The following is a 22506-nucleotide window of genomic DNA, read 5'->3' on the forward strand; positions in this document are numbered from 1 at the left end:
TTTACTCTTGGTATAAGAAGGGTTAATTGTGCTGATGTGTGTGGGAGAGAAGAAGGAGGGGGAAAGGGAAAAGGTGAAGGGGAAATGGCATTCCTTTAACCTTTTCCCTTTCATGCAGAGGCGCGATTATAGGGTTTCGTCGCGGCGATCGATGATGACTACAGCAGGCTCGTCTGTGGCAACATCACTTACATAATTGGGGTGAGTACGATCGCCAACTGTTCTATCGTGGTGGTGATGTGCTCTGTCTAAATCGGTAGCATCATATACTGCCCAATCTTCGATACCACGACGGCGGAGAATATTTTCAGCTTGATGGATTTCCGATTCTGTACCATCAACAATTACGAGGTAGTCGCCTCTGTTGAAGCGATCGCTATAAACTCGCGCCCGGTTTTCGGGAATTCCTAAGCCAACTAAGCCACCTGTAATTCCACCTGCGGCTGCACCAATTGCGCCGCCTGTGACTGCTGTAGCTAAAGCTGTGGCTGCTGCACCACCTGCTATTACGGGGCCGACTCCAGGGATGGCTAATGCACCCAAACCAACTAATAGACCACCCAATCCACCTAAGGCTGCGCCTGTAGCTGCACCTGCTTTGGCTCCTTCATCGGCTTTATTACCAGTACCAACATTTCTATCTACACCAGTGTTGACACCAGTATTTACGCCCGCAATGCGATCGCCATCGTTGTGTTTAGCAATGATCGAGACTCGGCTCATGGGGAAGCCTGCATCACGCAATTCTGTGAGTGCAGCTTCTGCATCGCGGCGGTGAGCAAATACACCTATCGCTCTTCTGTTAGTGCGAACATCTCCAACTGGTCTGTCGTGATTGTCGTGGTGGTGATGCACTCTGTCTATATCGGTAGCATCGTATACTGCCCAATCTTCAATACCTCGGCGGCGGAGAATACTTTCAGCTTGATGGATTTCCGATTCTGTACCATCAACGATTACGAGGTAGTCGCCTCTGTTGAAGCGATCGCTATAAACTCGCGCCCGGTTTTCGGGAATACCTAAGCCAACGAGTCCACCTGTAATTCCACCTGCGGCTGCACCAATTGCACCACCTGTGACTGCTGTAGCTAAGGCTGTGGCTGCTGCACCACCTGCAATTACAGGGCCGACTCCAGGAATGGCTAATGCACCCAGACCAACTAATAAGCCACCCAAACCGCCCAATGCTGCACCTGTAGCTGCACCTGCTTTGGCACCTTCATCGGCTTTATTACCAGTGCCAACATTTCTATCTACACCAGTATTTACACCCGCAATGTGATCATGATCGTTGTTTTTAGCAATCAACGAAACTCGGCTCATGGGGAAGCCTGCATCACGCAATTCTGTGAGTGCGGCTTCTGCATCACGGCGATGAGCAAATACACCTATCGCCCGTTTGTTGGCGCGAACATCTCTATGAGTACCTACAGCACCGACAGGCGCAACAGGCGCAACGCGATCGCTAGCTACATTTTCGCTAGTGGGGCGATCAAAAACATTAAACTCATCAATATTCCAGCGTCGGAGAATGGGTTCGACTCTAGCAATTTCTTCTTCTGTACCATCAAAAATTACTAGATAGCCACCACGTTCTACGCGTTCGTTATACATTCTGGCGCGTTCTTCGGGAATTCCTAAGCCAATTAATCCCCCAAGTAAACTACCTGCGGCTGCACCAATTGCACCACCTGCAACGGTTGTGGCTAAAGCTGTGGCGGCTGCACCAGCCAGCATGATAGGGCCAATTCCAGGGATGGCTAGAGTACCAAGACCTACCAATAAGCCAGTTAAACCGCCCAAAGCACCACCAGAAACTGCACCGATGGTTGCACCTTCATCAGATTTATCGCCAACTTTTTCTGTAACGGGAGTTCCTGCAATATCACCGTGGCGATCGCCTTCTCTGGCGATAACAGAAACTCTATCCATTGGTATGCCAGAATTGCTCAATTCCCGCAATGCTTGTTCAGTATCATGACGATTATGAAATACACCTATAGCTCTTCTAACTACAGCCATTGTTTTCTCCCAATAAGAAAATTACTTAAACAACAAAATTATTAAGCTTCAGCTAAGACTATTTAGGCTTTTTTAAAATTGCTTTTCATCAATCATTTGGGAGAAATTATTCCTCTATCATTGGATATAGATTTTTTAAATAAGCGAAATTTATCTTTAATATATTGCTTTCTATGCAAGGATTTTCGCATTCAATTTTATGTACATTGCAGCATATTTTGCTGGAGCAATTTATTTTTATTACTGCTTCAATATGACACCTTGGTGTTTTATTACATAAATTTTAATAATTTTATTTTTATCTTGACGAAACAAAAATTTACATAAAAATTTGGTTTTAATGGTAGCCATTCAATAAACTATTTCCTGCCTGAAATTTGAATGTTATATATACTTATTCAATGGGAGATACCACTTTTGACCCAGAGATTTATTACTTAGGAAAGTGTAGGCTCGCATAACTACTATTTACACTGATAACTAAGCCATTTCTTCTAACAGCGATTTAATATTTGGTAAACCGCAGGTTAGGCATTATCTATAAATTAAGTTGGGAAAGAAATAGTACACAATTGCCTACCTGACAAAAGCGTTAATTATTAATAAATGAATCGATGTTTTAGAAAAATGGCATTGAACCATCGAACGTAAGAGAGAAAATACTATGTTTCAAAGTTTTGAAACTATGTTGAGATGGGGCTGGCTACCTTTAGGCATCACAAGCACAGATAGCATACCAGAAGTTATCAGTCCAGGCAGAATGTCTGTTGTCTTTTCAAGCCCTAAATTTTTAGTGGCTTTTTTGGCTGGTACTTTGATGGCTTTAGCCTTTCAATTATTGCTCACAAATTTTTCTGTAGCTGTAGGGATTTCATCTTGGGATAATGATCCAGATGATGACGATAGCTCAGGTAGTTTGGGACATTCAATTCGCAAAGTAGAAGCGAAAGTAGGTTTGTGGGCATTAGTTTCTGCTAGTATCGCCTTATTTATTGCTTGTTTTCTAGCAGTAAAACTGAGTTTAATTCAAAGTGCCCTTTTTGGAGCCATCATTGGTGTAGTTATTTGGTCTACCTTTTTCTCATTGGTAGTTTGGTTTGGCTCATCAGCAATCGGTTCTTTAATTGGTTCTCTCGCCTCTACCTTGACTTCTGGTTTGCAAACCCTAACAGGTACAGCAACTGCGGGTATCGGTGCAAGTATGGCGCAAAGACAAATGGTTTCTACTGCTGAAGAAATCACTGCGGCTGTGCGGCGAGAATTAACTTCGGGTTTTGACCCTGATAACATTAGGAATACCTTGCAAAGTTCCTTAAGTTCTCTGCAAATACCAAACCTCGATTTAAAAGATATTCGCTCACAATTTGATAAGATCCTCAGTGATGTTGATTTTGGTAGCATCGCTAATAGTGATGTGCTACGCAATGTCAATCGGCAAACATTTGTGGATTTAATTAGCAATCGCACCAAATTATCGGCTGGCGATATCAATAAAATTGCTGACCAATTGCAAGCTGCTTGGACACAAGCATCATCTCGGAAAAATCCCACAGAGCAAGTAATTAATTTACTGAAATCGGCTACCCCTGAAGAATTAAATTCAGAAAAATTAGGCGAACGACTGCAGGAATTAGTAACAGTTGGCGGAAATGGTAGCGGTAATGGGAATGGTAGCAATGGTGTATTGAAGCAAGCGGCTCAATATGGCGTAGGTGCTGCTATTCCCGCAGTGTTGGATCGAGTGGATTTCTCGACTGTAGATATCGGCAAACTTACCAATCAGTTACAAAAACTGAAAGACAAAGTTCAAGATATCGATGTTGAGAAAATTACCCACGAACTGCAAAGTTTTACCGATAAAACTACCGAACAAATAACTGAGAAATTACCTTCATCCAACCGCAACAATATTAAAGCGGATGTGGAAGATTACATTTCCAATTCTTTCCCTTGGCATTTCAATCGCCTGACAATCAAAGATGAATTCCAAGAACTCATCTACGATCCACAAGCCGATCCAGCAACCACAAGCCGAGAGTTGGAAGAAATCAATGAAAACTATATTACCAGCTTGCTAAGTCGGCGAGATGATCTGAGCGAAGCTAGAATCAAAGAAATTTCTCAGCAGTTAGAAAGTATTCGCCAAGAAGTTTTAGCAACTGTCCAACAGTCAAGCGCAAAAGATAAATGGCAAGATGTGCGTAGTCAGTTGGAAAATTATCTGCGTTCAACTGGAAAAGACGAACTCAAACCGGAAAATGTTGAGCGTAATTTCACAGAGATACTCCAAGATCCGCAAGTTGCATTTGCAGAATTAAGCGTAGACGCGCAGCGGCTTGTCGATAGACATCGCCTCTCGCAATTTGACCGCGATACCTTTGTACAATTGCTCCAGCAACGTCAAGATATTGACGATGAGCAAATCAATAATATTATTGGTCAACTAGAAAGCACTCGCGATTCTATCTTAAATAGTGCGCGAGAATTGCAAGAACAAGCACAAGCGAAAACGGCGGAACTGCGCCAACGAGTAGAAGACTATCTGCGGAATACTAATAAGGATGAACTGAATCCTGATGGTATCAAGCGCGATTTTAGAACTTTACTCGAAGACCCACAAGCGGGATTTGCGGCTTTGAAAGAACGCTTATCGCAATTTGACAGAGATACATTTGTGCAATTGCTGTCTCAGCGTCAAGATTTGAGCGAAGACCAAGTTAATCAAATTATCCATCAGCTAGAAGGTGTCAGAGATAATATCTTGCAAGCACCCCAAGCCGTTGCAGATAAAGCCAAAGAACAATACGAACAAACTAGTACCAAAATTGCAGAGTATCTCCGCAATACCAATTTGGAAGAACTCAACCCCGAAGGTATTAGAAAAGATTTAGAAACTTTACTTTCAGATCCACAACAAGGTGCTGTGGCTTTACGCGATCGCCTTTCGCAATTTGACCGTGATACCTTAGTACAACTCCTGAGTCAACGGGAAGGCTTAAGCGAAGAACAAGTTAATCGCACTATCGACCAAGTTCAAGAAGCGATTAATAGTATAGTCAAAGCACCACGACGCTTAGTCAACCGCACCAGCCAACGGGTAATAGATTTTGAAAAGACTCTGGAAAATTACCTGCGTCACACCAACAAAGAAGAACTCAACCCCGATAGTATCAAGCGCGATTTGCAATTACTCTTGCAAGATCCAAGATTGGGTATTGGGAATTTAGCTGAACGCTTATCTAGATTCGACCGTTCGACAATTGTAGCTTTGCTATCTCAACGAGAAGATATCTCGGAAGAAGAAGCCAACCGCATTGTCGATCAAATCTTGTCGATTAGCGAATCCCTGGGCAAACAATATCAGCAGATTCAGCAACGAGTACAATCAGTCATTAATGGAGTTTTTGACAGATTCCGCAACTATCTCAACTCCTTGGATCGTCCCGAACTCAACTATGAAAGCATTCAACAAGACTTTGCTAAAGTCTTCGACGATCCACAAGCCGGATTTGAAGCCTTACGCGATCGCCTCAGCCATTTTGATCGTGACACCTTAGTAGCGCTAATCAGTTCGCGTTCAGATATTTCCGAGGAAGATGCTAACGGTATTATCGACCGCATCGAAGCCGCACGCGATCGCGTCTTACATCGAGCCGAACGCATTCAAGAGGAAGCACAAAAGCGCATCAAAGCCATTCAACACCAAGCTAAAAAGCAAGTTGAAGAAACCAAGAAAACTGTCGCCAGTGCAGCTTGGTGGCTATTTGGTACAGCCTTCACTTCCTTAGTTGCAAGTGCGATCGCTGGAGTGATCGCCGCCACAGGTGGTTTAAACTTCATCGGTTAAGGGATGGGAAAGGGGGAAGGGTTAAAGGGGAAAGGGTAAAGGTTTTATCCTTTTTCCCTTAACCAAATCCTAATCCTCCTATCCAACTCATCATCTATATATAATTCAATTCCGTCAGCCGATCCGGCGGAACTCATGGAACACCAACTAAGCCTGCTTCAACTTGATTTCTGGTTGTAAGCAGGTTTATTTATGCAAACAGACGCGATCATCGCGTACAACTAACAAAAAATTCTTCCCCAGTCAACCGTCAACAGTCAACCGTCAACAGCAAAAACTGCGATCGCAATCACCACACTGTGAGATATATATCACAGGGAATATCCGCACTTGTCACTTAGCTTGTGTACAAAATTAATCATACTGATACATAAGCTGAAGCTTTCAGCGATCGCCTGGCAGGTGTGGGGAGTGACTATTATGTCGGAAAAATTATTATTAGCAGTAGGCCTCACGTTAAGTCTTGTTTTATTTACCAAAATGAGTTGGTCAGCGCCAACCCAGACCACTAGCAGTATTGAGTTAGAGCATCCAGGGTTCACTGTTAGCCAAGTAGCTGAGTAATTGATGATACTACAGATGGCACATGGCTGATATTGCCCATATCATAAGCTGAAGTATAAATATTTCTCAGCGTCAGCTGAGTATTGAGTAACTAATATGGCGGCAGCGATTATGAAAAGCCAACTTCTAGCCACAACAGTATTCTTAACTATAATCAGCCACACAACAAGCGCCCAAGCTGCAAATTCTGAACATATTAGACAATTATTGGCAAGTAAACAATGTCAGAATTGTGACCTCACAAATGCGGGTTTGGTATTAGCTGACTTAACAGGAGCCAATTTAAGCGGTGCTAATCTTGCCGGTGCTAACCTCAGCCGTGCAAACTTAACCGGTGCTGATTTAAGAGGAGCCAATTTAAGTGGTGCTGGTTTATTTGGTGTAAACCTGAGTGGCGCTAGACTAGCGGGAGCAAATTTAGCAGGTGCAGATTTAAGAAATAGCTATTTAGCAAATGCAGAATTAACTGGAGTCAATCTTAATAGTACTTACCTGCAAGGTGCTGTGGGGATACCAGCGCAAATTGCCACACCAGAAGAATTTTATGCTTGGGGTGTAGCCGAAGGACAAAAAGGCAATGTCCGTCAAGCCATTGATTATTTTAACCAAGCGATCGTCGTCAAAGACGACTACGCAGGCGCATACTTAGCACGTGGTATTGCCCGTTACCAAATACTAGACCGCAAAGGCGCATTTCAAGATGCTCAACTAGCCGAAAAGCTGTTTACATCTCAGCAAAATAGTTCTGGAATCCAAACATCCCAAGCTTTTATTAAAGAACTGCAAACGCCCCCAGATGGTAAAGTCAGCGTCGGTAAACCCAGCTTTTTTGACTTTATTGGTAGTCTTGGCTCAGTTTTGCTGCAATTCTTCCCGTTTTAAGAAATATCTTGATTTAAGTTGCTACCCGACTTTTTGAAAAAGTCGGGTATCTGTGCTGCAAATTTTGAGTCAGTGGTATCTCACCATAGTGGACTGACAAAGCTAATTTGGTGCGATCGCCAAAATTCATTTCATGGGCACGCCAAAGGAATTAAGCTATACATATTTTATCTTCTATCAAATATCAATTTGATAGCGATTGAGCGCTGTCATAGGTTATCTACAGGAAATTTATCATATCGCTCTTCGCTGAATATGGAATACGAAAAATATTCATTAAATTTCAGAATTCTACAGCTATGAGACTGTAATTTTGGTTTGCAAAATTTATTATCTCTGATAAACATCAAGCATCAAAATTAGCAAGAATAGGAGATTAAAGTCTTATTATCTAAGAGTCATGACATAATATACTCTTAATAGAGTATGCATTTATCAGTATATTTGCATGTTAATTGATCATCATATGTTCCTGAAAAATTGGTAATTTGCTATAGCGAAGTGTGTTATATAAAAATAAACATTATATATGCGGGTTTTTATATATTTCTTATAAAGATATCTGTAAAAAATGTTGTTTGGTTGGATAATCTCAATGTTACTTGAATAGTACCTAGATAGGTATGAGAAGAAAATTTTTTCATTACTTGAGATTATTTATTTGCTCATTGTTAGTGATATTGTTTATAGGGAATTTTCATGGATATACAGTAGCGCAAACACAGCCATTACAAAAACCCAGAGAAGTAACAGCGATCGCATTTAGTCCAGATGGAAATACAGTAGCGACTGGGGTCAGCGACAGTCAGATTGCTTTGCTGGACACAAAAACAGGCAATCTGATGAAGAATTTACCAGGACACTTTGGTGCACCTGTAAGTGGCGCAGTCTTCAGTCCAGATGGCAAAATCTTGAGGACAGTTGGTAAAGACACTGTCGTGAGATTTTGGAACCTCATTACAGGTGAAGAAAGTGAGATATTGGAAGGCCCAGAGCACCCTCCGAGAACACTTGCAATGAGTCCTGATGGTCAGACTTTATTTACTAGTGGTGAAGATCCAAAGATTTTTCAATGGAATGTAAATACTAACAAACTCACCAAGGTTCTAGAAGGACACAGAAATTTTGTCAACACTCTGGCCGTTAGTCCAGATGGCAAGACTTTAGCGAGTGGAGACACAGGCGGTACCGTCATCTTTTGGAACTTAACTACAGGTCAAAAACTTCAAACCTTAGCTAGTCATGCAGATGCAGTTACAGGATTAGCCTTTAGTCCAGATGGTGCGAACCTAGCTAGTGTCAGTCAGGATCGTACAGTTCGACTTTGGAATGTGGCTAATGCTAGAGAAATACAAGTTTTTCGTGATGCTACTAAACCTCTCAAGACGATTGCTTTCAGTCGCAATGGGCAAAGTTTAGTAGCAGGTGGTGATGAAAACACAATTTTTGTGTGGAATGCCAAAAATGGTGGGCTACGCTTACGCCTAAGTACAGTTGATGCTGTTACAGGAGTTGCTATCAGCCCAGATGGAACAAGCTTTGCTAGTGGTAGCCGCAATGGAGATGTAGATTGGTGGAATTTGAATAGTGGTGTACGTGAAAGGACAGTAAAGTTAAACAACTTATTACCTATTCGTCCTAAGCAAGTAGCAAACCCATCGAATCGCAACAAAGTTCTCAAATCCCCGCAAAAACCTCTGACATCTACAAGGGAAGGAAGGATTCAAACTCCTAAAGCCACGCTGATGGCAGCAATTCCATCGCCACCAGGCGGGCCAATTCTCATAGTTACATCTGCTGCTAATCCCTTTAGCAACTATTACGCCGAGATTCTCCGCACCGAAGGGCTGAACCTGTTCAATGTCAGTGACATCTCATCAGTTTCATCGTCAACATTGGCTAACTATGATGTTGTCATCCTCAGTGAAATGCCCCTGACATCGGCTCAGGCAACAATGTTCACTAACTGGGTGACAAGTGGGGGAAATCTAATTGCTATGCATCCTGACAAACAACTAGCAGGATTGTTGGGGCTAACGGATGCTGCATCCACACTGGCAAATGCTTATTTGCTAGTTAATAACTCCACTTCTGCTGGCAAAGGCATTGTCAATCAGACTATGCAGTTTCATGGAACTGCTGACCGCTATACCCTGAATGGTGCTGACAGTATAGCGACACTTTACTCTAATGCCACAACATCAACCTCTAATCCTGCGGTTACCCTCCATAGTGTTGGTAGTAATGGAGGACAAGCTGCTGCATTTACTTACGACTTAGCTCGTTCTATTGTCCTCACTCGTCAAGGTAATCCAGCATGGGCTGAACAAGAACGAGATGGATTCTCACCTATTCGCTCTGATGACTTATTTTTCGGAAATAAGAGTGGTGATCCTCAAGCTGATTGGGTAGACCTCAACAAGGTTGCTATTCCCCAGGCTGATGAACAACAACGCTTGCTGGCAAACTTAATTCTGCAAATGAACTTGCCAAAAAAACCCCTACCCCGTTTCTGGTATTTCCCTCATGGTAAAAAGGCAGTTGTGCTGATGAGTGGTGACGACCATGCAAATGGAGGTACTGCTAGCAGGTTTGACCAATTTAAATCCCTCAGTCCAGCTGGTTGTTCCGTTGATGATTGGCAGTGTATCCGGGGTACTTCATACATCTATTCCAACTCACCCCTAACTAATGTCCAAGCCAATCAATATGTAAATATTGATGGGGGCTTTGAAGTTGCTTTACACATAAATACAAACTGTGCGGATTACACAGCTAGCTCATTACCTATCGCCTATACACAGCAACTAAGCAGCTTTACTAGTAAGTACACCAGCATTGAATCCCCTAAAACCCAACGTCATCACTGCTTGGTGTGGAGTGATTGGTTCAGTACACCACAAATTGAATTGAATAATGGCATTAGATTAGATACTACTTACTACTATTGGCCACCTACTTGGATTACAGACCGTCCTGGTTTCTTTACTGGTTCTGGTATGCCTATGCGCTTTGTTAACCAAGACGGCGCAATGATTGATGTGTTTGGCGCACCTACCCAATTAACAGATGAATCTGGACAATCCTACCCTTACACTATCGATACCCTACTTGATCGCGCGATCGGTACAGAGGGGTATTATGGTGTATTCAACGTTAACGCCCATACTGATTTTGCTAACTCATCAGTTTCTGATGCTGTAGTTAGTTCATCGCTAGCCCGTAGTATACCAATTGTCTCTGCCAAACAAGTTCTAACTTGGCTCGATGGTCGCAACAGTTCGTCTTTTAGCTCCTTGGCATGGAACAATAACAATCTGAGTTTTACAATCACCAAGGGCAGTAATACCAATGGTTTGCAGGCAATGCTGCCAATGCTCTCTGGTAATTTAACACTCGGCAATATTACGCTCAATGGTAATAATAATGTTAGCTATACTACCTCTATAATTAAAGGGGTTGAGTATGCTTTTTTCCCAGGAAATAGCGGTTCCTACGTTGCTACATACACCTCTGATAACATTGCTCCAACGGTCAGTTCCACAACTCCCAGCAGCAATGCAACAAATGTAAGTACTGTTGCCAGCATTACAGCCACCTTCAGCAAGTCCATAGACTCAACAACAATTAATGCAACTAATTTTGAGTTGCGTAATTCCAGCAATACACTGATACCTGCAACAGTTACCTATAACACCACTAATCGCACAGCCACACTTACGCCCAGTAACGCTTTAGCAACTGCTACTACCTACACTGCAACAATTAAAGGTGGAGCTACTGGTGTTAAAGATGTGATAGGTAATGCCTTGGCAACAAGCTACAGCTGGTCATTCGCCACTTCAGCAAACCAAACTCCTCAGAGTATTTGGAACAATTCCGCAACTCCAGCAAACCCATCATTCTCAGACAGCAATGCTGTAGAGTTAGGAGTCAAATTTCGCTCGAATGTTAATGGCTACATCACTGGCGTACGCTTTTACAAAGGTGTTGGCAATACAGGCACCCATACTGGTACCCTGTGGAGCAGTAATGGTCAGCAGTTAGCTACAGCAACCTTCACCAATGAAACTACCTCTGGTTGGCAAACAGTAAACTTTACTAATCCAGTGCAGATTACTGCTAATACCGTCTACGTAGCTTCTTACTATGCTCCTGCTGGGAACTATGCTGTAGATTTAGGATACTTTGCTAACTCTGGAATTAGTAACGGCCCACTATACCTGCTACGCGATGGCGAAAGTGGCAGTAACGGTATCTACAAATATAGTGGCGGTTTCCCAGATTCTAGTTTCCAGTCAGCTAACTATTGGGTTGACATTCTGTTTATTCCCAGCATAGCGACGGATACCACCCCACCAACAGTAAGCTCCACAACCCCCAGCAATAATGCAACTGGTGTGAGCAATTCCACAACCATTACAGCTACCTTCAGCGAGGACATCAACTTCAGCACAATTAATACAGCTAACTTTGAGTTGCGGAATTCCAGTAATACACTTGTAACTGCTACTGTGACTTACAGCGCCACTAATCGCACAGCGACACTGGTACCTAGCAGTAATTTAGCAATTTCTACTACTTACACAGCTAAGATTAAAGGTGGTGCCAGTGGGATCAAAGACTTGGCAGGTAACGCCTTGACAGTGGACTACACTTGGTCGTTCACAACTGTAGGGGACACTACTCCACCAACAGTGAGTTCCACTACTCCCAGCAACAATGCAACTGGTGTTAGCACTTCCCCAATCATTACAGCTACCTTCAGCGAGGCAATTAACTCCAGCACAATCAATACAACTAACTTTGAGTTACGGAATTCCAGTAATACAGTTGAATCTGCTACAGTGGCTTACAACAGTAGCAATTTGACTGCAACACTTACACCTAGTGCTGCTTTAGCAAATTCCACTACTTACACAGCTAGGATTAAAGGTGGAGCCAGTGGGATCAAAGACTTGGCAGGTAACGCCTTAACAACAGACTACACATGGTCGTTCACAACTGTAGGGGATACTACGCCACCAACAGTCAGTTCTACTACTCCCAGCAACAATGCAACTGGTGTCAGCACTTCCCCAAGTATTACAACTACCTTCAGCGAGGCAATTAACTCCACAACGATTAATAGCACCAACTTTGAGTTACGGAATTCAAGTAATACACTTGTAACTACTACAGTGACTTACAATGCCACTAATCGTACAGCAACACTGGTACCTAGTAGTGCTTTAGCAAATTCGACTACTTATACTGTCAGGATTAAAGGCGGAACCACTGGTGTCAAAGACTTGGCAGGTAATGCTTTGACTGCGGACTACACCTGGTCATTTACGACTGTGGGAGATACTACAGCTCCAACTGTAACCGCTATTACTCCTAGTAACAATGCATTTGGTGTTAGCATTTTTACTAGTGTTACAGTAACCTTCAGTGAGCCGATCAACTCAACAACGATTAATAGCACTAACTTTGAGTTGCGTAATTTACTTAACATAGGTGTACTGGCTACAGTCACTTATAATGAGACTAATCGCACGGCAACACTTAAACCCATTCTTCCTTTACTGAGTTTGTCTACTTCTACAGTCACGGTCAAAGGCGGAAGCACTGGTGTCAAGGACTTAGCGGGCAATGCTCTTGCATCTAACTATACTTGGAAATTTACTACTGGTTTATTGTAGTGAATTTTCTCATTACCTCTAATAGGAGACAAAAAGCTGTAATTAGCTGATGCGCGTCTAGTATCCAACAATACTTTTCCAGGGTCAAAAGTCTAAATTCTAATTGGCTTTTGACCCTGGACTTTTTATGATTAACCTGACTTTGGATGTCTCTTACTTGAATGGGAGTTAGAAACCCGACTTTTTCAAAAAGTCGGGTATTTGATCAGCAGTGTTTGCTTTAGTAGTGCTATTAATCCCTGGCTTTTATAAGCACAGAGATATCACAAATAACTCGTAATTAAGAATTCCTAAGCGTAATTACGAATTACGAATTAGTAATTACGCTTCATCTAAAGCCGCAATACCGGGTAATATTTTACCTTCGAGTAACTCCAAGCTAGCGCCGCCGCCAGTGGAAATGTGGCTCATTTGATCGGCTAAACCTACTTTTTCTACAGCCGCTACAGAGTCACCACCACCGATGATAGTGGTAGCGCCTGTTTTGCTAATATCAGCGAGGGTATGAGCGATCGCTTCTGTACCTACAGCAAATTTATCAAACTCAAACACACCCATTGGCCCGTTCCAAATTACTGACTTGCAATCTGCAAGCGCGTCTTGGAATACTTTTACTGAGTCTGGGCCAATATCCAAACCCATGCCATCAGCAGGGATGTTGTCGATGCTGACAGTTGTAGCATTAGCATCAGGAGCGAACTTATCTGCTACTACTACATCTGTGGGTAACAAGAAGGTAACGCCACGTTCTTTAGCCTTAGCTTCCAAAGATTTCGCTAGTTCTAGCTTGTCTTCTTCAACTAGAGACTTACCAACACTCAAACCACGGGCTTTGTAGAAGGTGAAAATCATTCCACCACCGATGATGAGTTTGTCGCACTTCTCTAGCAGTGTTTCAATTACACCAATTTTGCTAGAAACCTTGGAACCACCAATAATTGCTGCTAAAGGACGTTGGGGATTTTCAATCGCATTTTGCAGATATTGCAATTCCTTTTCAACCAAATAGCCAGCTACAGAGGGGCTAAGGAATTTAGTTACACCTTCAGTAGAAGCATGGGCGCGGTGGGCAGTACCAAACGCATCATTTACATAAAAATCAGCATTGGATGCCAACTTTTTAGCAAATTCTGGGTCGTTTTTTTCTTCTTCCTTGTAGAAGCGGACATTTTCTAACAGCAGCACTTGCCCGTTTTGTAAAGCACCGACTTTAGCGGCAACATCATCACCGATACAATCGTCTGTTTTAATAACTTCTTGACCCAGTAATTCCGACAACCGTTTAGCAACGGGAGTCAAACGCAATTTGTCATCCACGCCCTTGGGACGACCAAAATGGCTTGCTAGAATTACCTTAGCTCCCTTCTGCGTTAAATCTTGGATAGTTGGCAGGGCGGCACGAATCCGAGTATCGTCTGTGATATTGCCTTGGTCATCCACAGGTACGTTAAAATCCACCCGTACTAAAGCACGTTTTCCAGATACATCTGTCGCAGATAAATTTGCTAAAGTTTTTTTGGACACAGCCAGACCCTCCTGATCGCCTTTTTGTTATTGTTTTGAAAGTAGAACCATCCAGATTTTACCGGAGTACGGGGTACGGAGGTGAGAGATATGTTCAAGACAGTTCTATTTCCTATTGATCAAAGTCGGGAAGCCAGAGAAGCTGCCGATGTGGTTACCAACGTTGTGCAGAAGTATGGTAGTCGTTTGGTACTACTATCTGTAGTGGAAGAACCACCTACAGACGCACCTGTTGCCGATCCAATGGTGTCGCCAGATGTGGTAGCCAAACTTTTAGAAAATGCCCAAACTTTATTTTCTCAACAAGGAATTCAAGCTGAAATTTTAGAACGGCAAGGCAAACCAGCTTTTACTATCTGTGATGTTGCCGATGAAATTGCAGCAGATTTAATCATTATGGGTTGTCGGGGTTTAGGCTTAACTGATGAAGGAGCAACTGATAGCGTCACCACTCGCGTGATTAATCTTTCTCCTTGTCCAGTTTTGATTGTGCCTTAATGGGAATGGGGCATGGAAGCGGGAGGGTGAAACAGATGAGGGAGATGAGGAGGATGAGGAAGACACAAAAAATGCCAATTACCAATTACCCAATGCCCAATCCCCCATGCCCCATGCCCAACATTACACTTCATTGCAAAATAAAAAGTAAAGCTAAACAACGTGATAAGTTTTTTTTCATGTGAAAAAACTGCACAAGACTAATCAAGGAGAATACCAGTGGCATTGGAATCAAATCTCTTAACGGGCACAAGTGTAGTAAATGAAGATTTTAGCGAGTATGTTGCCCATTTACAGCTACACATGACTTTACAAGCTCGCAATCTGGTTCCACCTCTCAAGCCAAATCAAGAAGATAGTCGAGAGCAATTACTCCATCAAACCCAAGCCTATTTTGAAAAGCTCGCTTCTCGGCAAGGTTTGTAAATTATTTAAACTTTCAATTAATTTCACTTAATATTTACATAAAAATAAAGCGGATATTGTTGATATATGCTAAGAGTGTTATCATCAAATCTGCTTTTTTTATTTATTTTCAGTATTTTGTCAGCAAGATCACTCTTTTGGATCACTAGCTAGAGGCGGAAAGCCGCTAATATTATTATTGCAGCAATTACTCAGCAAGAGCAGTTAATTAAGGCTTAATGGCGGCTCGAATTAAAATGACTTCACTACTTCCTCGAAATCTCAGCGTGATCGTCCGACCAGTCCAATACCGGGATTTGGACGGTATCGAACGCCTGCATCAAGAGTCATTCGCAGCTCTCACTCCCAAGGGAGCTGATTCTGCCACACGCCAGATGCAATGGCTGCGACGCTGGTATGGCTTTTTGAAATTTTTAAGTTGGTTCCCCAACCCTTTACAGTATCTATTTTGTTCCTACGTAGCAGAGCAAGGGCGAATGCTGCTGGGAATGATTCAGGTGTCTCCGTTCAACCGTACCCGCAGTACTTGGCGTGTTGATCGGGTGATGCTTGACCGTGCTACAGATAAGCAAGTAATAGGTTCGCAACTGTTACGGCATTGCTTTGAGTCACTGGTCGAAGCACGGACTTGGATACTGGAAGTTAATGTTAATGACCTCGAAGCCTTAGCATTATATCGGCAAAACGGATTTCAACGGTTGGCAGAAATGACCTACTGGGAAATCGAACCGGAATTGTTGAGTGAATTGGCACAAGCAGAGCCAGATTTGCCTAACCTACTGCCTATAAGTAATGCTGATGCTCAGTTGCTTTATCAATTAGATACAGCATCAATGCCGCCTTTGGTGCGTCAGGTGTTCGATCGCAATACCCGTGACTTCAAAACGAGTTTGTTTGGAGCCTTAAGTGATGCTGTCAAACAATGGGTAACGAAAACAGAAGTAGTCAGTGGCTACGTATTTGAACCCCAACGCAAAGCTGCGATCGGACATTTTCAGGTACAACTTGATCGCAAGGGTATTACCCCCCACGTAGCAACCCTGACGGTTCACCCTGCCTATACTTGGCTGTATCCTGAGTTGTTGTCTCAGCTAGCGCGCATTGTCCAAGATTTTCCCCAACAAGGATTGCGACTAGCTTCCTCCGATTATCAACCAGAGCGAGAAGAGTATTTAGAGCGTATTGGAGCTAAACGCATCGAACATACTTTAATTATGTCTCGCTCAGTATGGCACAAATTACGAGAGTCAAAATTTGTCTCCCTCGAAGGCATTCAATGGCCAGAAGTGTTGCAAGGACTACAACCAGCCCGTAAGCCTATCCCTGGTGGGATGTCATGGACACAACTGCCAACGCGATCGCCCGAGAGGACAGTGCCAACTAAATCAGAACCTGCTGCCTTTGAAGCATCTTGCCAGCCTGAACCAGCAGATGCACAGCATGAAAAAGGATGAAGGATAAAGTATAAAAGATGAGGCGCTAATTGGTTTAAAATTGCCCCTAGTGGCTAATTTAACTAATATCTCTTGATAGATGAGCTAATTTCAGACTTTATTCTTCCACCTTCAGTTGATACTCAGGAGCAACCACAAACATTGATTTCAGCCTTAGGATTAGATTTCGGTCGTAAACGTATTGGTGTCGCTGGTTGTGATGGCACAGGCTTAATCGCAACTGGAATCACCACAATTGAGCGCACATCTTTTGAACAAGATGTGGAACAACTACGACAACTAGTAAATCAACGTCAAGTACAAGTACTAGTTATCGGCTTACCCTACTCAATGGATGGTTCCTTAGGCTTTCAGGCACGTCAAGTGCAAAAATTCGCCAAAAGGCTCGCTAAAGCCCTACAACTGCCTGTGGAATACGTGGATGAGCGATTGACTTCATTCCAAGCAAAACAACTGCTCAAGGCGGAAAACCGCTCGCCATCACGCCACAAAGCTCTGATTGATCGCAAAGCTGCTGCTTTAATTTTGCAGCAATGGCTAGATGCTCGCCGCGCTCAATCTCATAAATCGGCAATAGCGGCTGAGTATTGATACCTTTTAACATGATATTCTGAAAACTATTACCAGGCAGTTGTATTACATCTCCAGCTATTTATCAGGCACAATTCGGTCATTAAATAGTTAAACGATCTCCAAATTTGCTGCTATTTATAAAGTCCCAAATCTCGGCTATGTTTTCCTCACAATTTCCCGACGAAAATGATCGCTCTAATGCTGGTTCCATTACCTTGACTGACGACAAGGGGCGGACTCTGGATTGTTACATTGAACATTCCCTATCAGTTGATGGGCAAGAATATGTATTACTTCTACCTGTGGATTCGCCTGTAGAAATTTTTGCTTGGCAAGGTGAAAACGAGGAAGAAGAAGCCGTTCTAGTAGAAGATGATTACACTCTAGAAAAGATTTTTGCTACTGCTCAAGCCGTGTTGTCAGAGCAAAATCTCATGTTAAAAAATACCGCCTATGCACTCACAGTTGCTGGCGAATTACCTCCTGTAGAAGACTCAGAACTGTTCACATTAGAAATCGAAGATGATGAAGCAGATTTAGAGCCAGAACAATTACAACTCTTGGCTAGCTTCTACGATGAAGAACAGGAATACGCCATTTATACACCACTAGATCCCCTGCTCTTTTTTGCCCGCATTTCCAACACAGGTGAACCTGAACTACTTTCTCCAGAAGAATTCCGCAAGGTACAACCTTTATTAGAAGAACATCTTTTTAATGAAGTCGAATAATAATTACTAATTCGTAATTCGTAATTCGTAATTCGTAATTAAATAAAGACAGCAAAACCACCAAATCACAAGATTATGGTGGTCTTTTGTAAGGTGTGTTGTCACGAAGCGCAACGCACCATCAAGGAATCCAGCAGGCGTTTTATCCTTGAAGCGAGTCAGACAGGTTAAAAGAGGGGTAAAAAGCTGAGGTTATAACGACAACGTTAATTTGCCTAGATTTTTAGGGAACTATAGTAATAGAAATTTATATTCTGATACCTCTAACCATTAATACAAAACAATGGCTTGAGGACTCTATTACTATTAAATGTCTTATTGCATCAATCCTCATTGCCCAAAATCTGTTGACCCAGCAAATGCAAAAAACCGCATTTGCCGTAACTGTGGGTCAGATATTCTGCTGCAAGGTCGCTATCAAGTACTGAAACTACTAGGACATGGAGGCTTTGGTAAGACTTTTGAAGTGGATGATGGAGGTACACTTAAAGTCTTAAAAGTCCTAACAGAGAATAATTTAAAAGCTATTGAACTATTTCAGCAAGAAGCAAAAGTTTTAAGCCAGTTGGATAATCCTGGAATTCCCAGGGTAGATTCAGATGCTTATTTTACAGTTTTACCTAAAAATAGCTCTGTCCCGTTGCATTGCTTAGTGATGGAGAAAATTGAGGGCTTAGATTTAGAGCAATGGATGGAATTTCATAACTATCAACCGATTTCTCAATCTCAAGCTTTCAATTGGCTCAAGCAACTTGTAGAAATTCTCACTAAATTACACGCTCATCAATATTTTCACCGTGATATTAAGCCTCAGAATATCATGTTACGACCTAGTGGGCAGCTTGTCTTAATTGATTTTGGAGCGGTTCGACAAGTGACTACAACTATTTTGGCAGGAAATTCTCATACCAGAATCATTTCACAAGGATATTCACCGCCAGAGCAACAAAATGGTTATTCAGTACCACAGTCAGACTTTTTCGCTTTGGGGCGAACTTTTATTTTTCTACTCACAGGTAAAGAACCCCAAGATAAAGAAATTTATAACCCTCTGACTAACGAATTGAACTGGCGAAAATATGCATTAAATATTTCTCCACTTTTTGCAGACTTAATAGACAATTTAATGGCTCCCAGCGCAAGCCAGCGGCCTCAAAATACACAATTTATTTTGCTGCAATTACAAAATATAGAAAAAGAGTTACATAACACTCATAAACTATATCAACCAAGAATATTCCAATCAGCTAGCAAAGTTAAATTTCCTGCGTTATCGACTTCTGTAGCTACTGTATCAGTTGCTGCCATAAAATCATTAAATACTTCTTATAAGCAAACTCCTAAAAGCAAAATATATGGGCAATTTTTCATTAGCTTAGGAGTTATATTATGTTCTGGTTTTGCTATTACAGCAATTAACCAATCCAGTATAAAAACTCAAGTTTCTCCTGTAGAAAATATTCCAATTACTATTCCTAGTATAGTTTCCTCACCAGTTAACCAAATTCCAGAAACTATAAATGAAGCTAAACCTAAACCAACAATAAGTCCTTTAAATTTACCTGTATCTGAAACAGTAGAAGCCGAACAACCTCAAAGCAAAGCAGTAGAAAAAGAAAAACGTCAAGCTGCTTTTAAAGCAGAGCAAGAGAGACAAGCGGCTATTAAAAGAGAATTTACTGCTAGAGCCGAAAAGGAGAAGCTAGAAGTTTTAATTAAGGAGAAAAAAATACAAGATGATTTATTAGTACAAAAAAGGCGACAAGACGCACTTTTAATTCAGCGCAAACGACAACAGGAAGCAATAGAAGCTGAAAAACCTCAGATCAAGCGCACTGCTTTACGAACAAAGCCACAACAAAAAAACACTATAAAAGCCCGAAGTAATCAGCAACTACCAGTTAAACAGAAAAAAGATGTAGTAAATCCAAATAATACTGCAATTAACACTAAAAATCCTTGGGAGTATAAAGATACTATTCCAAAAGCATCAGATGAATTAGAAAAGGTAATAAGAGAAGGAAATCAATGAGAAAACTTGTATTCAAAAGTTTAATTACTTTCTTTGTAACTAGCTCTGCATTATTGTTAATACCCATGAGCAGTTATGCACAGGTTAATATGAAAATACTGACCAACGTTGCTAAAAGTTGTCAAAAAGATGCGCTTTCTTCCGATTATTACAAGTTAATGGGGTTTGATAATGATGCTACTGTTAACGATTCAATTAAAGATTGTATATCAGCAAGATATCATTACTCTTTAGTTTTGTCTAAATTCTCTTGGCTCTCCTCAACAGGAGAAATATTACCAGGATATCTCAGTTCTGTTTTGGTTGGAACGATAGCATATAAAAGTGTATATTACAATTTATATTCTCCGACTCAGATTTTAGATTGTATTGCTAGTAAAGATATATCTAGCCAAGAATGTAAGGTTACGCGAGGATATATGTCTCAGGGACTAAAAATGAGATATGTACTGTGGCGAGATAAAGTTTATCTTGTGTACGTTTGTCCTACTTGTTTCGTTGCCTATGATGATATATCCGGTTCCCAAGAGCAAATTTTAACAGCTTTTATGAAATGGTTTCTTACACTTGATAAACCAAAAAGACGAGAATTAATGTCACTTTTAGGTGATGAAAAACCTGCTGTTAATTTAAAGTACCAATTGATAGAAGAATCTAGGCTAGCAGTACAAGAATATACGGAAGCACGGGCAAGAGTAGAGCAGCAGGAAAGGGAGAGACGCAGACGGGAAATACTTGATCAATAAGTTTTTGAACTACAGATAATGATGCATTAAGGCGTGAATATTCATAATTTTATTCTAGCCATTAATGAGGTTGAAATTCCCAGCCTTATGCATCTTATTACTTTACTTTTTTGTAGCTTTATATGAAATTAAAATTCCACGTTTTCAGGGGTTCGAGGGAAGGGAATTACATCGCGAATATTTCCCATTCCCGTCATAAATTGCACGAGGCGCTCAAAACCTAAGCCGAAACCAGCGTGAGGTACAGAACCAAAGCGACGTAAATCTAAATACCACCATAAATCTTCTGGTTTCATTCCTTGTGCTAATACACGCCGTTCTAGCACGTCTAGCCGTTCTTCCCGTTGTGAACCACCGACAATTTCGCCGATTTTCGGTGCGAGAATATCCATTGCGCGCACAGTCTTTTCATCATCGTTTAACCGCATATAAAAAGCTTTAATTTGCGCTGGATAATCGGTAACAATTACTGGTTTTTTAAACAGTTGTTCAGCTAAATAGCGTTCGTGTTCTGATTGTAAATCCAGACCCCAACTAACAGGATATTCAAACTTGAAATCGGCTTTTTCTAAAAGTTTGATGGCATCTGTATAAGTTAAACGCTCAAATTGATTATTAATAATATTTTCTGCGGTTGCTAATACAGAATTATCAATGCGTTGATTAAAAAATTCCATATCTTCTGGGCATTTTTCCAACACATATTTAAATATATATTTGAGAAACGCCTCAGCTAAATCCATATCACCATTAAGGTCACAAAATGCCATTTCTGGCTCAACCATCCAAAATTCGGCTAAGTGGCGCGAGGTGTTGGAATTTTCTGCACGGAAGGTAGGGCCAAAAGTGTAGACGTTACTAAACGCCATCGCCATCACTTCAGCTTCTAACTGTCCGCTAACAGTTAAATATGCGGGTTTACCAAAAAAGTCTTTACTGTAATCGACAGCTTGGTTGTCTGTGCGGGGAATATTTTTCAAATCCAAGCTGGTGACGCTAAACATTTCGCCTGCGCCTTCACAATCGCTAGCTGTAATGATGGGTGTGTGTACCCACAAAAAGCCTCTTTCTTGGAAAAAGTTGTGAATGGCTGTCGAACAAGCATTGCGGACGCGGAAAACTGCACCAAAAGAATTAGTGCGCGATCGCAAATGTCCAATGGTACGCAAAAATTCAAAGGAGTGGCGTTTCTTTTGCAGTGGATAAACTTCGGGATCAGCTTCACCATAGACTTTCACGGTTTCGGCTTTCAGTTCAATTCGCTGTCCTTTCCCTTGGGAAGCTACCAACACACCAGCTACTTCTACCGCCGCACCTGTATTGACTTTTTTTAAAATCACTTCGTAGTCTGGCACATCTTCGTTGATCACAACTTGCAAATTTGCCAAAGATGAACCGTCATTAACTTCTATAAAAGCAAACCCCTTCAACTCGCGTTTAGTCCGCACCCAGCCTTGAACTAAGAGAGAGTCATCAGGTTCACCACTTCGCAATATTTCTACAATTCGTCGATTTACCATAAT

General features: G+C 41.7%; 16 protein-coding genes. 13 read left to right on the forward strand and 3 right to left on the reverse strand.

What is annotated here, in order from left to right:
• Positions 1-126: 126 nt before the first annotated feature.
• On the reverse strand, positions 127-2022 hold the full coding sequence (locus HGR01_RS30965; protein WP_228045254.1) for a hypothetical protein: 1896 nt from the start codon (positions 2020-2022) through the stop codon (positions 127-129).
• Positions 2023-2686: 664 nt separating this feature from the next.
• Between HGR01_RS30965 and HGR01_RS30975 the strand changes: the two genes are divergently transcribed.
• From HGR01_RS30975 to HGR01_RS30995, 5 genes are all read left to right on the forward strand, one after another.
• Complete coding sequence (locus HGR01_RS30975; protein ID WP_045868400.1) at positions 2687-5869, forward strand: hypothetical protein; 3183 nt, start codon at positions 2687-2689, stop codon at positions 5867-5869.
• A gap of 163 nt (positions 5870-6032) precedes the next feature.
• Positions 6033-6227, forward strand: coding sequence for a hypothetical protein (locus HGR01_RS30980; protein WP_194007715.1), 195 nt, complete (start codon positions 6033-6035; stop codon positions 6225-6227).
• A 62-nt stretch (positions 6228-6289) separates the two neighbouring features.
• Positions 6290-6433: a hypothetical protein gene (locus tag HGR01_RS30985; RefSeq protein ID WP_155539005.1), complete on the forward strand. Its 144-nt coding sequence runs from the start codon at positions 6290-6292 to the stop codon at positions 6431-6433.
• A 111-nt stretch (positions 6434-6544) separates the two neighbouring features.
• Complete coding sequence (locus HGR01_RS30990) at positions 6545-7315, forward strand: pentapeptide repeat-containing protein (RefSeq protein ID WP_045868915.1); 771 nt, start codon at positions 6545-6547, stop codon at positions 7313-7315.
• 674 nt (positions 7316-7989) lie between these two features.
• Positions 7990-12999 carry an Ig-like domain-containing protein gene (locus tag HGR01_RS30995; protein ID WP_052335069.1) on the forward strand — a complete coding sequence of 1670 codons (5010 nt, stop codon included), beginning with the start codon at positions 7990-7992 and terminating at the stop codon, positions 12997-12999.
• A 321-nt stretch (positions 13000-13320) separates the two neighbouring features.
• Here HGR01_RS30995 and HGR01_RS31000 read toward each other — a convergent pair whose 3' ends face one another.
• Positions 13321-14523 (reverse strand): phosphoglycerate kinase, encoded by a 1203-nt coding sequence (locus tag HGR01_RS31000; RefSeq protein WP_045868399.1) that lies wholly within the window; start codon positions 14521-14523, stop codon positions 13321-13323.
• 90 nt (positions 14524-14613) lie between these two features.
• On the opposite strand from HGR01_RS31000, the gene HGR01_RS31005 reads away from it, so the two are divergent.
• The 8 genes from HGR01_RS31005 (at position 14614) to HGR01_RS31040 (ending at position 20983) form a co-directional block, all read left to right on the forward strand.
• Entirely contained in the window at positions 14614-15021 is a 408-nt protein-coding gene (locus tag HGR01_RS31005; RefSeq protein WP_045868398.1) for a universal stress protein, read from the forward strand.
• On the forward strand, positions 15011-15172 hold the full coding sequence (locus tag HGR01_RS31010) for a hypothetical protein (RefSeq protein ID WP_155539002.1): 162 nt from the start codon (positions 15011-15013) through the stop codon (positions 15170-15172). The genes HGR01_RS31005 and HGR01_RS31010 overlap by 11 nt, the downstream gene beginning before the upstream one ends.
• Before the next feature lie 74 nt (positions 15173-15246).
• Positions 15247-15447 (forward strand): hypothetical protein, encoded by a 201-nt coding sequence (locus tag HGR01_RS31015; RefSeq protein WP_045868913.1) that lies wholly within the window; start codon positions 15247-15249, stop codon positions 15445-15447.
• A 218-nt stretch (positions 15448-15665) separates the two neighbouring features.
• Positions 15666-16901, forward strand: coding sequence for a GNAT family N-acetyltransferase (locus HGR01_RS31020; protein WP_045868396.1), 1236 nt, complete (start codon positions 15666-15668; stop codon positions 16899-16901).
• A gap of 99 nt (positions 16902-17000) precedes the next feature.
• Positions 17001-17492 carry a Holliday junction resolvase RuvX gene (gene ruvX / locus HGR01_RS31025; RefSeq protein ID WP_045868912.1) on the forward strand — a complete coding sequence of 164 codons (492 nt, stop codon included), beginning with the start codon at positions 17001-17003 and terminating at the stop codon, positions 17490-17492.
• A gap of 140 nt (positions 17493-17632) precedes the next feature.
• On the forward strand, positions 17633-18205 hold the full coding sequence (locus tag HGR01_RS31030) for a DUF3727 domain-containing protein (RefSeq protein ID WP_045868395.1): 573 nt from the start codon (positions 17633-17635) through the stop codon (positions 18203-18205).
• Positions 18206-18515: 310 nt separating this feature from the next.
• Entirely contained in the window at positions 18516-20237 is a 1722-nt protein-coding gene (locus tag HGR01_RS31035) for a protein kinase domain-containing protein (protein WP_052335068.1), read from the forward strand.
• On the forward strand, positions 20234-20983 hold the full coding sequence (locus HGR01_RS31040) for a hypothetical protein (protein WP_045868394.1): 750 nt from the start codon (positions 20234-20236) through the stop codon (positions 20981-20983). Before HGR01_RS31035 ends, HGR01_RS31040 begins: the two co-directional genes overlap by 4 nt.
• Before the next feature lie 128 nt (positions 20984-21111).
• On the opposite strand, the gene asnS is transcribed toward HGR01_RS31040, so the two are convergent.
• Entirely contained in the window at positions 21112-22503 is a 1392-nt protein-coding gene (gene asnS, locus HGR01_RS31045; protein WP_045868393.1) for an asparagine--tRNA ligase, read from the reverse strand.
• Positions 22504-22506 lie beyond the last annotated feature (3 nt).

Source organism: Tolypothrix sp. PCC 7712, assembly GCF_025860405.1.
Lineage (GTDB): Bacteria > Cyanobacteriota > Cyanobacteriia > Cyanobacteriales > Nostocaceae > Aulosira > Aulosira diplosiphon.